Here is a 12,175-nt window from a genome sequence, read left to right as displayed (position 1 = left end):
AATATATAAATTCATTTTTAGATTTTGAAATCCTGACATTTTATTGTTTTAAATCTTACTAAATAAAACTAAGACTACGGAACTTATTTAATGTGCTTAAAAAGATTAACTATATATTTAAAAAGAAGTGTATGAGAAAAGAGGGACAGTATGTCTCTCCTCTATATCCATTTAACATATAAAATTAATGAGTAACCCCACCGCCAAGTTGTTGTTCAGCCATTGCTACTAGACGTTTTGTGATTTCACCACCAACAGATCCATTTGAACGAGCTGTTGCGTCTGCGCCAAGTTGCACACCAAATTCTTGTGCGATTTCATATTTCATTTGATCAAGTGCACTTTCAGCACCTTGAACCAATAATTCATTACGATTTCCACTCTTATTGTTTGCCATATTGTATCACCTCCTATGTTTTTAATATGCTACGAAACATGGAAAAACACTTATTCCTTTTTATGGTATTTTTTTATTTCGGAATTTAAGTATATGTTTTCCCTTTCTCCTTAAAATATGGTTGAAAGAGCAAGAAGAGGAACTGTTCTAATAGCTTTTCATAACAAGGTTTGTTTGAAATGATCGTGTTATTCCTCCTTCTCCTCTTCTTTTCTCTTGCTTCAATTCATATGGAAAAGGAGTGATGAGTAAATGGAATCTAATCCAAAAGGTGTTCATGAAGTAAATGAGTTACATGAAATGTTAACATTTAAAAATGTATGTATGACTAAATCAGCTGTTATGGCTGGCGTAGCACAAGATCCAGCTCTACAAAGTTTATTACAACAAGATGTAAACATGTCTATGAAACATTGCCAAGACTTGAAGAACTTACTATCTTAATAAAAAGAAGGTGAAATAGATGAATGAATTTATACAAAATGTCACAGGTATGGGACCTATGACAGATCAGGTTATCGCAACGGATTTATTACTTGGATCCAAAACAGCTGTAAGGAACTATGCTTATGCGATTACGGAAGTTACTTCTGATCAAACTCGTGAAGTATTACGTCAACATTTACAGGATGCAATTGATACACATAAGCAAGTAAGTCAATATATGATTGATAAAGGATATTATCATCCGAATAATGTACAAGAACAGTTACAAGTAGATTTAATGACTACACAAACAGCTCTAAACGTAGCACAAAATCAACAACATCCTCTTTAAGAACTAAAAAAATATACGAATTCTATCTGATACATAAGAACATACCCTGCTTTTTACAAAAAGCAGGGTATGTTCTTTATTAATTATCTTTTTTAAATACAGCATATAGAATATAAAAAAATATACAGGAATAAATTACCTTAATTTAGGGGATTTTATAATTGTTGCTTATCTTAAAAAAGAGAGGTATTTTCTATGTATTATTACAAAGAAGAATTGATTAATATTATTAAGCCAGACCAACCAGATCCCGCCGCTGCGAAGGTCTTACAAGAAATACTTGGTGGCCATTTTGGTGAAATGCGTACGATGATGCAATATTTCTTTCAAAGTTCAAATTTTAGAGGAAAAGCGAAGGAATATCGTGATTTGCTTCGAGGGGTTTTTCTTGAGGAGATTAGTCATGTAGAGCTCGTTCAGAATACAATTAATCAATTATTAAATGGATCTGGTGAGCCTACACCAGGTAATGCCGGTATGGATAAAGCACCGCTTGATGAGGCGGTTAAACATGCAAATCCTCACCATTTTATTGTTGGTGCTCAAAGCTCATTACCAGTAGATGCAGCCGGTAATCCATGGAACGGATCGTGGGTATATAGTCATGGAAATCTAATTAGTGATTTAATGGATAACCTAGTTCTTGAATCAACTGGTGTACTTCAAAAGACAAGGATTTATGAAATGAGTTCAAATCAAACTTTTCGTGAAACACTTGCCTTTTTAATTGTGCGTGATAATGCACATCAAAATGCATTTGCAAAAGCGTTAGAAACTTTAGGCGTTGAATGGGGAAAACTTTTCCCATTACCAAACTACGATATCAATAAGTATCCTGAATGTAGAAAGTATGTAGAAATGGGGTTTCATAATACTCAATTTAATTTCAGGTTAGATGAAACAAGAATCGGAGAGATCTTCCAAGGTGAATCACCAAGTAGAAACAAAGGAATGTTAAGTGTAACGGAGCCACCAAAAGGTTTTCCTATACCAGAACTTCCTGAAATGTCAAATGAGCATAGTCCGGGATTAAAAGATATGGAGCTTTGAGATTATTATGACCAACCCTTTATAAATGGTTGGTCATAAATCTAAATTAGAAAATCTCTATATGGATTCAAATAAGCTTGGATGTTTTCAAAAAGGAGGGTATTCATTTTGAGTACAGTGCAAAATACACTATCCATTTTTGCTTTAGGTGGGGTTAATGAAATAGGAAAAAACATGTATGCAATACAATATTCAGACGATATTGTGATTATTGATTGCGGTTCTAAGTTTCCAGATGAAAGTTTATTAGGTTGATTATATGTTTCAAATTGGCGATAACATTGTTTATCCAATGCACGGAGCAGGTATAATTGAAGCCATAGAAGAAAAAGGGTTCTGGTGCAAAGATAAAATAAAAGAGACTATAGCTCATATATTTCTAGCGAAATTCTATTTTATGCTGTAAGCCCAAACAATCCATGGATGAATTCTTTCTGGTTTTGGACAGACTGATCCCGTAAATCAATCTGTTCTTTTTTAATCATATGCATAGCTTCCACTCCTGCAAGAATGGATGTAGCTGTGCCAAAAGACTTGAACCCTAACATAGAATGAACACGTTTCTTAATAAAACGATGATCTTGTTCCACTATGTTATTGAGATATCTAACTTGCCTTAGCTCTATGCCTTCAGGCATATGCTTTTCTTCTTTCAACGCTCGAATTGCTACAGGATAAGCGGGGTTCTTATCTACTGTTATCACGCGAGGTTTAGAAACATACGAAAAAGCCAAGGCTTTCTTGAAAAAGCGCTTGGCTGCTTGTTTATCTCTTGATTTACTAAGATAAAAATCAATGGTGTTCCCTTCGGAATCTACAGCACGATATAAATACATCCATTGACCTTTTACTTTGATATAGGTTTCATCAACTCTCCATGAGTCATTTGTTGATTTAAGATGATATCGTACTTTCTCTTCTAATTGAGGCCCATATTGATGAACCCAACGCATAATGGTTGTGTGAGCGATTGATACTCCTCGTTCTTCCATCATTTCCACCAGGTTACGAAAGCTTAAATTGTACCGCAGGTACCATCTTACTGTTAATAAGATTAGTTCAGGCTGATAGTGTTTCCACCTGAATAAGTTTTGCTTTTCCATACTAATCACGTCCTTTTTTAAAGTACTAGTATCAGTATGTCCAAGTTTCGGAGATTCGTTACATGAGCCTTATAGTTTTTGCACCAGAACCAAAATAGCCCACCGCCAACCCGTATTATCAGCGTAAATTAAAACATCCTCTCTCAAAAAGTACATCGTGAGGGGATGTTTTAATTTTATTTATTCTTCGTGTTTTAATATTAGACGTTCGTTTAATGGTTGAATGTCACGATTATTACTATTGTAATAGCTTTGGAAAGCTTCTATTTGTGCTTTTGAAACTTCTACTGAGTTTTTCATGACATACCATTCCACATTTTCTGAAAGTGGGGGAGTAGTCAATGAACCAAGGTAATGATAATAACTTTTATTGGTAGGAAGCATAGCAGCAATATTGATTTCACCAACAGAAGTGTTTTTATCACCTTTTTTAATGCTATCAATCATTTTTTTGAATCCTTGGTTTTCTGCACCTTCTTTGAAGAACACACCAATAACAGCTAGACGACCGTCTTGTGCTTTATTTACAAAATGAACTTCAATGGGATAATGCTTACCATCAAGTTTATGCTCACTAGGTGCATGAAAATGGAATTGTGTTAAATCAAAGTTACGACCATTGATTTTTGCTGTTCCAGTAACGTCTACTTGGATACTGTGTCCATTGTCCACTTCATCAAGTACAGCATTATTAAAGTTAAATTCGATTGCTCCACTGTCTTTCATTTCCTGGGTCTTAGTTGTGTCAATGTCGATTGGTGATTGTGAATCGCCTGATTCAAACTCCCAATTTTTTTGATCATTGTAATTCACTTCATGTGTTGCAGTTGTCTTTTCTTCCTTTTCTTTTTTGTCAGTTGAAGATATGTTATTACATCCTGTGATAAGTAGGAAAGATGTCAGTAAACTTATCCATATAAATTTCACTTTCATGTTAAGCCTCTTTTCTTAGAAGATGAAGATAAGTATACTCCTTGAAAATAAGTGTCACAATATGTTTGTGTTAAATTTCACAATTCGCATAAAGATCCCGACAACCCTCTTCTTTAAACTTTGCCTTCCCTTCCAGGGGTCTCACCGCATGCCCATCAACTTAAGGATGGAAACAAAATAAACTTTCGTTCAAATGAACTAAAAAACTCTTAAAATACTTTTTGTCCTTAAAAATGAGCATGCCAAATAAACCTTGGTAGGTATAGTTTCAAAAATTATGCTGCTTTCTTTTGTTTTTCCAATCGATTATACTCTCTTTTGTTATAATAACAAAGGTGAATTGTACATCCTTCAATTCATTACAACGGCTATCTAATGATAATGAAACTCCAAGTAGGTAGAAAGGGAGAAGAATGTTTATTATTCTTCTCCCTTTTTATATTTTCATGAACCTTACATAACTATTGTAAGAGAGTGCCTATATACGATTATTTACTTCACTCTCTTTTCCTCATATCTCTTTACAATCCGATAAAAAAAGGTTCGACTTGAGGGGAACGAAGAAACTTATATATCATTATTAAAGCATTTAAACAAGTAGGGGTCACTATACATGCCCATCAGCTTAAGAAAAGTAAACGCCCCCAAAACGAAAAATTTATTCTTCCATAGTTCTCTATGAGAATTCAGCTCATTTTTTTGTTTTGGGGAATAATAAATTTTTCAACTTGATGACGATGGGCTGAACCCCTATTAAGAATAGTCATATCCTTTTAATCAAACTTTATTTTAAAGCTACATTTAGAGAAGAGATTCCAAATCCAGATAGGTTATACCCCTACACTCACATAAGATAGATAAGCAGACTTTTCCAGGTTTTCTATTTTTGGATTATACAAAAAATCCTTCATTTTCATGAAGGATTGATCAGATATTTTTACATTTGAAACAAATATATTTAATTAATTTGTTTCAAATGTACGATACCAAAGTTTGGGATCGGTAGTTTTATATTTATTAGTATTCCATCCAGACATTCCAAAACCAATTAAAGATATAAATATTCCACTTATTATTAATATAATAGATAATTTAAAGCTTTTCTTTTTCAGCTCTTTTATTGTCATAAATATACCACCGTCCGTTTAAATAGGCTTATAATCTTTTGAGTAAATCGAATAGTAATCTTGAAAAATTGCTTTACTATAGCAATGGTAATTATCCCACTTAAAATACTCAATCCTAATACTAGAATTCCAATACCGAATTGGGTAACAACAAGATATGCTCCTTCTTTAAAGAGGAAGGGTGTTCCTATAATACTAGTTAAAGAAGCACCTAATCCTACTACCGCAAACGCACCTGTTGTAAATGGCAGACACCAAATTATTATATATCCTGATAAAATGAGTAGTATCCCTGTTAATAAAAGAGAACCCCAAAGTGGAAACCCTAAAATAATCAAAAAGCCAATAAAAATTTTGCCACTTTTTGAAAGGACTTTTACCTTCTTTTCCCTCGGTTCTTTCAAAATATTCTGCGCAACTACCAGCGGGTCTCCTACTTTTTTCACTGCATCTTTTTCACTGTATCCATCTTCTATGTAATCTTCAATAATTTCATCATAATAAGAAATAAACTTAAATCGTTCCTCTCTCAAAAGACTTCCTAAATTTTGTTCTAAAGAGTCTAAAAAATAAGCTTTATTCATTTGTTTCACTTCCCTTAATAAAATTATATACTTCCATTACTTGATGCCATTCTTGGAGAAAATTTTTAATTTGAGAATCTCCACTTTCTGTAAGATGATAATATTTGCGCAGTCTACTATTATGTTCTTTAGAATACGTTTCAAGGTGCCCGTTATTCTCAAGCCTTTTCAAGATGGGATAAAGAGTCGATTCAGATATCTCAATTTGCTCTGAAAGGTTCTGTTGCAAAGTTTTTTTACACATAGAGATATGGGAAGATTGTGGTCAAATTTTATGAAACCGTTAATAAATTCTGTAATTCGTTATACGCCGAAAAGACGGAGTCTGATTGAAGACTTCGTCTTTGTTTGTATATGGCATGAAGCGTTTCTATCCCTTTTATCGTACGTGAGGCATGACGAAGACTTTGAAATCCTAAGGAACGAGCGAAACGGCGCTTCACGTGTCGATGATCTTGCTCAATGAGATTATTGAGATATTTTGTTGTACGATGAAAGGTATTTTTGTAAAAGTCTATCCTCTGTAATTTTTTAAATGCGCAAATTAAAGAAGGAGCCTTATCTGTAGTCAGAACCGTTGGTTCTCCATAAGTTCGAACCAGTCTTTTCATAAAAGCATATGCCGCTTGTGTATCTCTCTTTTTACGCAGTTGAATATCAAGCGTTTGCCCCTCTTTGTCAATGGCACGATATAAATAACACCATTTTCCTTTGACTTTAATATAGGTTTCATCCAAACGCCAAGATAACTGTACCGTTTTGTTTTTCTTTTTCCAAATTTGATACATCAGATTGCCATATTCATGTACCCAGCGCATAATCGTTGTGGGATGAACTGAAATACCACGTTCCTTCAGAATTTCAGACACATCACGATAGCTTAGAGAAAAACGACAATAGTAGCCAACGGCTACTAAAATGATATCTTTCTTAAACTGTTTTCCTTTAAAATATCTCATCTTGTCGTGCTCCTACTCATTTTTTCTAAAATGTAACGTGGTTTAGAGAACTTTGCAACAGAACCAAAATAGAAATAATAATCGTCTTGTTTAGGAGACAAATAATAGAGGAGGATTTTAATATACAGAAATTAAATCTATCCTCCTTCTAGTATTTCTCACAAAATCCAAAAAAGCTAACATCACTGAATTAAGGACTCACAATCTCGTACCCAGTCAAGAGTAACAAATTATATAATGTCGCACACAATCTCCATATTGTAAACCTCTGCTTTTTGAATAACCAGTTGTCATATCTCAATTGTTCTACCTTAACGTACAGAAAATCCAATTAAATATGCCTAAATTATGTCTAAATGTACATTAATTAGAGTATTATGAAGAGAGGATTGTTCGTTCAATATAAAAACGAATATCCTTTCTTTTTATAGATATTAGAAATATAAACAGTAACTTACATATTTAGTCTAGTTCGTTTATTATGTAGCTACAACGCCGTCTCAAAAAGTTGGATGGTGAGAACAAGCAATTACGTGAGCAATTAAAGATTGCTTACACAGATATTTATAAGCATATATAACTTACTCTTAGGGACTAGTTTAGTATAGCTTCTTAAGCTGTTGAAATAGCCCAGTTAAAAAATTAGACCAATTCAGATATGGTAATATAAGGGTTAAAGGCACTCAATGCTAAGTTTAAAAGGGACGTCTAAATGTCAACAATAAGGAACGATAAAGCATCTATTACGAATACTGAAAAGTTAACAGAAATTTAAAAAAGAACCTTTGATAAAGAAGCAAAAAAATGGCTTCCAGATCAAGAGAATATAATTGACTATAATATTCAGCCACCAGGGTATTCCTCAATTGAAATGACTAATTATATGATTAAGGAGTTAAATTACTTCAAGGTTATATACAACAATACGATTGTAGGTGGAATTATTGTCACGATTTCCGGTAAATCTTTCGGAAGAATAGACCGTATTTTTGTAGACCCTGACTCTCAAAGTAAAGGCATAGGCTCAAAGGTCATAGATTTGATAGAAAAAGAGTTTCCGAATGTACGAGTCTGGGATCTTGAAACATCTAGTAGACAGCTAAACAATCACTGCTTTTATGGAAAAACGGGATATCAAGCAACCTTTAAAACTGAAGATGGATATTGTTATATAAAGATAATAGAAAACTTATTAGGGATAGAAAAATTAGTTGAAAATGAGGACATTTCAGGTACTCAATATGAAAACTGTAATATGGCTAAAACGGAGTGTTATCAAGTAGCTTTTGGTCTGACCCCATTTAGTGAGACAAAGAAAAAACACCTAGACCACATGTTTCCTATAATCTATAGGTGACATGTTATCTAATTTTCTCTGAATCCGTTCATTATTATAGTAGTGGATGTATTCATCCACAGTTTGTATTATACTAGCATTATTCGATTGTTTTATATTTTGCGCATAGAATCCTTCGGATTTCAAATGAGAATGAAAGGATTCTATGAGGGCATTATCATGGCAGTTTCCTGTACGAGACATGCTTGTGATAATGCCTTTTTCTTTGGCATATGTTTGAAATTGTTTTGATGTATATACTTTTCCTTGATCCGAATGTAAAATCGTATCAATCACATTTCGCTTTCTTAAAGCCTCTTTTAGAGTATCTAATACAAGAGAAACATCCTGTGTCTCACCTATTTTATAACTTACAATTTCATTGTTAAACCCATCTATAATAGATGAAAAATAAAGAGTCTTATTGCCGAACATCAAATACGTGATATCAGTGAACCATTTTTCATTAGGCTTGGTAGCTTTAAATCTCCGTTGTATTCTATTTTTAGCTACCACTGGTTCATGACCGAGCACAAATATCTTCTTCTTTTTTCTAACCCGAGATAATACGTTGTATTTTCTCATGATACGTAATACTTTTTTATGATTCATTACAATGTTAAATTGATTACGTAGACAAGCTGTAACCCGACGATATCCATACCGATATTTATGATGTTGACATATTTCTATTACGGTTTTTTCTTCATGATTAGTTACTGTTTTCTCGTGCTTTTTCCAACGATAATAAGTAGCGCGCGAAATATTAAATATGGAACACAGTTCTGCAATTGTAAAAATTGATTGCCATTCCTTTATCATTTTCATTATTTCTTCTTTTCCTCCCACCTCCTTAAGGTTTCTTGGCACTTTTCCAGCAATATAATCTTTGCCTTTAAATAACGTATTTCTAATTCTTTTTGTTCAAGTTCTGTTAACTTTTTTAAGCCTTTTCCATGTGCAGATTGTCTTCCAATAGATTGTTCAAACCGATAGGTTTCACCTTCACGATACCATTTCATCCAAGTTTTAATTTGAGCCACATGCTTAATTCCTAAGGCATCCATAATTTCTTTATTTTTGAATCCTTGGTGTTTCATTTCAACTACTTTCCACTTTATTTCGGCGGGATAATGCGTCTTTTTCCCCATGCGAAAAACACCTCCATTAAAATCATAACTTACTTACGATTTAGAGAGGTGTTTTTTATCGTCTCATTCTCAGGGTTCACTCCACTTTAGAGGGTAGCTCTTTTAGCAATAGTAACTTGATGGGTAGCCCCACATTAATAATTGTAATCTTAGCCATTCAAAGTTCCACAATATAAATTTTAGGGTTCTGTTGCAAAGTTTCCGAGGACATAAAGAGATGGGGAATATTGCTGACCAGTTTTATGAAACTATTAATAATTCATGTAATGCGTTATACGTTGAAAAAACGAAGTTTGGTTGAAGACTTCGCTTTTGTTTGTATATGGCATGAACAGTTTCCATACCTTTAATAGTACGTGAGACATGGCGAAGGCTTTGAAAGCCTAAGGAACGGGAAAATCGGCGTTTCACATGTCGATGATCTTGCTCGATGATATTATTGAGGTACTTTATTGTACGATGAAAGGTATTTTTGTAAAAACCTATCTCCTTTAATTTTTTGAATGCGGAAGCTAAAGAAGGAGCCTTATCTGTCGTCAGAACCGTTGGTTCTCCAAAAGTTCGAGCGAGTCTTTTCATAAAAGTATATGCTGCTTGTTTGTCTCGTTTTTGACGAAGTTGAATATCAAGTGTTTGTCCCTCTTTATCAATTGCTCGATATAAATAACACCACTTTCCTTTAATTTTGATATAGGTTTCATCCAAACGCCAAGATAACAATGTGTTTTTGTTTTTCTTCTTCCAAATTTGATAGATAAGATTTCCATATTCATGAACCCAGCGCATGATAGTTGTTGGATGAATAGAAATACCACGTTCTTTGAGAATTTCAGACACATCGCGATAGCTTAAAGAAAAACGACAATAGTAGCCAACGGCTACCAAGATAATATCTTTCTCGAACTGTTTTCCTTTAAAATATCCCATTTGTTACGCTCCTTGTTTGTTTTTTACAGAGTTTAGCTTACTTTAGAAAACTTTGCAACAGAACCAATTTTAGAAATACATTGTTTACGGATCTAAACTTTTCTAATAGTGAAATGGCTTTAGATGGGGTTCGTTTCGTTGATACAAGTCTTGGAAATGAAGGTAATCCAATCACATTTGAAAGATGTGACCTTAAAGGTAGTAAAATAAATAATAGTAACCTTAGGAACGTGGAAATACAGCAGAGTGATATAACAGGTATGAAAATAAATAACATTCCTGTAGCAGAACTTCTCGAACTATACTATCAAGTGAATAAGAAGTAAACAATCAGTGCTTCCCTTCAAAATTGGCTCTTTTAAATAATGGACTCATTTTTGAATGATAACCTCTAAATCAAAGGTTCTCAGAATTTAAGTCTTGATAATGTACGATTTTCTTTTTTTGATATGGTGAGGCCTCTTACAGAAAAACGGACGAGAATCTTATAGGTATGAGAAGAAAACAGTCTTTGATATCTTAGGCGTCGTATATAACTTTTCTATGTCTCACAATCATGTAGCGTAATCCAAAAAATTGAAACCCTATAGGGTCTATTTGATATGCAAATCTTTAAAGAACTTACATTAGATCTTTAGAAAAAAGAAAAAATTTCACATGAAATTAAACTTATATAAGCTTAGCTTGATAGGCATGTGACGAGAATCCAAAATGTATTCATTCATATTCATATATGATATCCTTTTAGTTGGATTCTTACGCTGAAGCAGCAAAAAATTTTTGTTCTTTGCGCATTAATTTGATTTTTTAAGGAAAGATATAAGTAAGTATGCGATTTGAACGTTCTACTTTTTAGAGCATAACAGGAGGAGAATGAATATGTCGGAAATTGAAGTAGGCGAAATTTTCACCCTTAACGATGAGAGTAATGAGGAGCAGGAAGTTGAAGTGCTCGGAACGATGAATATTGAAGGAGCAGAATACATTGCTGTTGGCTTTGTAGAAGACATTCAAACGGAAACAGAGGAAGACATTGATATTTTCTTTTTAAAAGTAGAAGAAGATAGTGAATTCTCATACATTGAGAGTGACGAGGAATTTGAAAAAGTATCTGCTGCGTTTGAGAAAATTATGGACGAGCAAGAATAATAATGGTTGGACACAAGAGGGGGATGCATATCTGCCCTCTGTTTTTGTATATAGGGGTACTTAAGAACCGTAGCTTGATGAGCATGTGGCGGAACCTCATAAAGAAAAGACACCCTCAGGTGCCTTTCTCCGACTTGAACCACTCTACTTTTAACAATATGTATATGGACTCCCATCCAGTTATTGAGATATCTAACTTGCCTTAGCTCTATGCCTTCAGGCATATGCTTTTCTTCTTTCAACGCTCGAATTACTACAGGATAAGCGGGGTTCTTATCTACTGTTATCACGCGAGGTTTAGAAACGTATAAAAAAGCCAAGGCTTTCTTGAAAAAGCGCTTGGCTGCTTGTTTATCCCTTGATTTACTTAGATAAAAATCAATTGTATTACCTTCTGAATCGACTGCACGATATAAATACATCCATTGCCCTTTTACTTTAATATAAGTTTCATCGACTCTCCACAAGTCATTTGTTGATTTAAGATGATGTCGTACTTTCTCTTCTAATTGAGGTCCATATTGATGAACCCAACGCATAATCGTTGTGTGAGCAATTGATAATCCTCTTTCCTCCATCATTTCCACCAGGTTACGAAAGCTCAAATTGTACCGCAGGTACCATCTTACTGTTAGTTTCGAAGATTCGTTACATGAGCCTTATAATTTTTGCACCAGAACC

13 protein-coding genes and 5 pseudogenes are annotated in these 12,175 nt (G+C 33.8%); 8 read left to right on the top strand and 10 right to left on the bottom strand.

Translation table 11 applies throughout. The features are described from left to right. Positions 1-184: 184 nt before the first annotated feature. Entirely contained in the window at positions 185-397 is a 213-nt protein-coding gene (locus QRE67_RS26920; RefSeq protein WP_199669027.1) for an alpha/beta-type small acid-soluble spore protein, read from the bottom strand. A 252-nt stretch (positions 398-649) separates the two neighbouring features. Between QRE67_RS26920 and QRE67_RS26915 the strand changes: the two genes are divergently transcribed. The 5 genes and pseudogenes from QRE67_RS26915 to QRE67_RS26895 form a co-directional block, all read left to right on the top strand. After that, positions 650-841: a spore coat protein gene (locus tag QRE67_RS26915; protein ID WP_286125469.1), complete on the top strand. Its 192-nt coding sequence runs from the start codon at positions 650-652 to the stop codon at positions 839-841. A 19-nt stretch (positions 842-860) separates the two neighbouring features. Continuing rightward, positions 861-1,175: a spore coat protein gene (locus QRE67_RS26910; protein ID WP_286125468.1), complete on the top strand. Its 315-nt coding sequence runs from the start codon at positions 861-863 to the stop codon at positions 1,173-1,175. 195 nt (positions 1,176-1,370) lie between these two features. Beyond that, positions 1,371-2,225 (top strand): manganese catalase family protein, encoded by an 855-nt coding sequence (locus QRE67_RS26905; RefSeq protein WP_286125467.1) that lies wholly within the window; start codon positions 1,371-1,373, stop codon positions 2,223-2,225. A gap of 108 nt (positions 2,226-2,333) precedes the next feature. Beyond that, positions 2,334-2,477: pseudogene (locus QRE67_RS26900) on the top strand (hypothetical protein); the annotation flags it as partial. 7 nt (positions 2,478-2,484) lie between these two features. Further along, positions 2,485-2,562 (top strand): annotated as a pseudogene (locus QRE67_RS26895) (CarD family transcriptional regulator); the annotation flags it as partial. 58 nt (positions 2,563-2,620) lie between these two features. On the opposite strand, the gene QRE67_RS26890 reads toward QRE67_RS26895, so the two are convergent. The 6 genes from QRE67_RS26890 to QRE67_RS26865 all read right to left on the bottom strand — a co-directional run bounded on the left by QRE67_RS26890 (position 2,621) and on the right by QRE67_RS26865 (position 6,931). Beyond that, positions 2,621-3,328 (bottom strand): IS6 family transposase, encoded by a 708-nt coding sequence (locus tag QRE67_RS26890; protein ID WP_286125466.1) that lies wholly within the window; start codon positions 3,326-3,328, stop codon positions 2,621-2,623. Between the two features lie 180 nt (positions 3,329-3,508). Further along, positions 3,509-4,261: a carbonic anhydrase gene (locus QRE67_RS26885; RefSeq protein WP_286125465.1), complete on the bottom strand. Its 753-nt coding sequence runs from the start codon at positions 4,259-4,261 to the stop codon at positions 3,509-3,511. A 962-nt stretch (positions 4,262-5,223) separates the two neighbouring features. Then, positions 5,224-5,388 carry a hypothetical protein gene (locus QRE67_RS26880; RefSeq protein WP_286125464.1) on the bottom strand — a complete coding sequence of 55 codons (165 nt, stop codon included), beginning with the start codon at positions 5,386-5,388 and terminating at the stop codon, positions 5,224-5,226. Further along, positions 5,385-5,972 carry a DUF1700 domain-containing protein gene (locus QRE67_RS26875; protein ID WP_286125463.1) on the bottom strand — a complete coding sequence of 196 codons (588 nt, stop codon included), beginning with the start codon at positions 5,970-5,972 and terminating at the stop codon, positions 5,385-5,387. Before QRE67_RS26875 ends, QRE67_RS26880 begins: the two co-directional genes overlap by 4 nt. Then, the gene (locus QRE67_RS26870) at positions 5,965-6,216 is read right to left on the bottom strand and encodes a PadR family transcriptional regulator (protein WP_289396018.1); all 252 of its coding nucleotides are present in this window, start codon (positions 6,214-6,216) and stop codon (positions 5,965-5,967) included. Before QRE67_RS26870 ends, QRE67_RS26875 begins: the two co-directional genes overlap by 8 nt. Before the next feature lie 28 nt (positions 6,217-6,244). Beyond that, on the bottom strand, positions 6,245-6,931 hold the full coding sequence (locus tag QRE67_RS26865) for an IS6 family transposase (RefSeq protein WP_286123491.1): 687 nt from the start codon (positions 6,929-6,931) through the stop codon (positions 6,245-6,247). 712 nt (positions 6,932-7,643) lie between these two features. Between QRE67_RS26865 and QRE67_RS26860 the strand changes: the two are divergent. Next, positions 7,644-8,213, top strand: a pseudogene (locus QRE67_RS26860) (GNAT family N-acetyltransferase); the annotation flags it as partial. Positions 8,214-8,255: 42 nt separating this feature from the next. Here the strand turns inward: QRE67_RS26860 and QRE67_RS26855 are convergent. Next, positions 8,256-9,418 (bottom strand): IS3 family transposase gene (locus QRE67_RS26855; protein WP_286125462.1). Its coding sequence is split into 2 segments (ribosomal slippage): positions 8,256-9,151 and positions 9,151-9,418, totalling 1,164 coding nucleotides; the frame shifts between segments, so codons are not numbered across the junction. Between the two features lie 240 nt (positions 9,419-9,658). Next, positions 9,659-10,345: an IS6 family transposase gene (locus QRE67_RS26850; RefSeq protein WP_286125461.1), complete on the bottom strand. Its 687-nt coding sequence runs from the start codon at positions 10,343-10,345 to the stop codon at positions 9,659-9,661. 65 nt (positions 10,346-10,410) lie between these two features. Here QRE67_RS26850 and QRE67_RS26845 point away from each other — a divergent pair. Next, positions 10,411-10,671 (top strand): annotated as a pseudogene (locus QRE67_RS26845) (pentapeptide repeat-containing protein); the annotation flags it as partial. 553 nt (positions 10,672-11,224) lie between these two features. After that, positions 11,225-11,494, top strand: a complete 270-nt coding sequence (locus tag QRE67_RS26840) for a DUF1292 domain-containing protein (RefSeq protein WP_286125459.1) — start codon at positions 11,225-11,227, stop codon at positions 11,492-11,494. Positions 11,495-11,634: 140 nt separating this feature from the next. On the opposite strand, the pseudogene QRE67_RS26835 reads toward QRE67_RS26840, so the two are convergent. After that, positions 11,635-12,129: pseudogene (locus tag QRE67_RS26835) on the bottom strand (IS6 family transposase); the annotation flags it as partial. Between the last annotated feature and the right edge of the window lie 46 nt (positions 12,130-12,175).

It is taken from the genome of Bacillus sp. DX3.1, assembly GCF_030292155.1.
Lineage (GTDB): Bacteria > Bacillota > Bacilli > Bacillales > Bacillaceae_G > Bacillus_A.
The sequence above is the reverse complement of the archived record's forward strand: the minus strand, read 5'-3'. Positions and strand labels throughout refer to the sequence as shown.

Bases quoted from the DNA above. Each gene is read 5' to 3' on its own strand.
- QRE67_RS26920 (WP_199669027.1), bottom strand. From the start codon at position 397: ATGGCAAACAATAAGAGTGGAAATCGTAATGAATTATTGGTTCAAGGT.
- QRE67_RS26915 (WP_286125469.1), top strand. From the start codon at position 650: ATGGAATCTAATCCAAAAGGTGTTCATGAAGTAAATGAGTTACATGAA.
- QRE67_RS26910 (WP_286125468.1), top strand. From the start codon at position 861: ATGAATGAATTTATACAAAATGTCACAGGTATGGGACCTATGACAGAT.
- QRE67_RS26905 (WP_286125467.1), top strand. From the start codon at position 1,371: ATGTATTATTACAAAGAAGAATTGATTAATATTATTAAGCCAGACCAA.
- QRE67_RS26890 (WP_286125466.1), bottom strand. From the start codon at position 3,328: ATGGAAAAGCAAAACTTATTCAGGTGGAAACACTATCAGCCTGAACTA.
- QRE67_RS26885 (WP_286125465.1), bottom strand. From the start codon at position 4,261: ATGAAAGTGAAATTTATATGGATAAGTTTACTGACATCTTTCCTACTT.
- QRE67_RS26880 (WP_286125464.1), bottom strand. From the start codon at position 5,388: ATGACAATAAAAGAGCTGAAAAAGAAAAGCTTTAAATTATCTATTATA.
- QRE67_RS26875 (WP_286125463.1), bottom strand. From the start codon at position 5,972: ATGAATAAAGCTTATTTTTTAGACTCTTTAGAACAAAATTTAGGAAGT.
- QRE67_RS26870 (WP_289396018.1), bottom strand. From the start codon at position 6,216: ATGTGTAAAAAAACTTTGCAACAGAACCTTTCAGAGCAAATTGAGATA.
- QRE67_RS26865 (WP_286123491.1), bottom strand. From the start codon at position 6,931: ATGAGATATTTTAAAGGAAAACAGTTTAAGAAAGATATCATTTTAGTA.
- QRE67_RS26850 (WP_286125461.1), bottom strand. From the start codon at position 10,345: ATGGGATATTTTAAAGGAAAACAGTTCGAGAAAGATATTATCTTGGTA.
- QRE67_RS26840 (WP_286125459.1), top strand. From the start codon at position 11,225: ATGTCGGAAATTGAAGTAGGCGAAATTTTCACCCTTAACGATGAGAGT.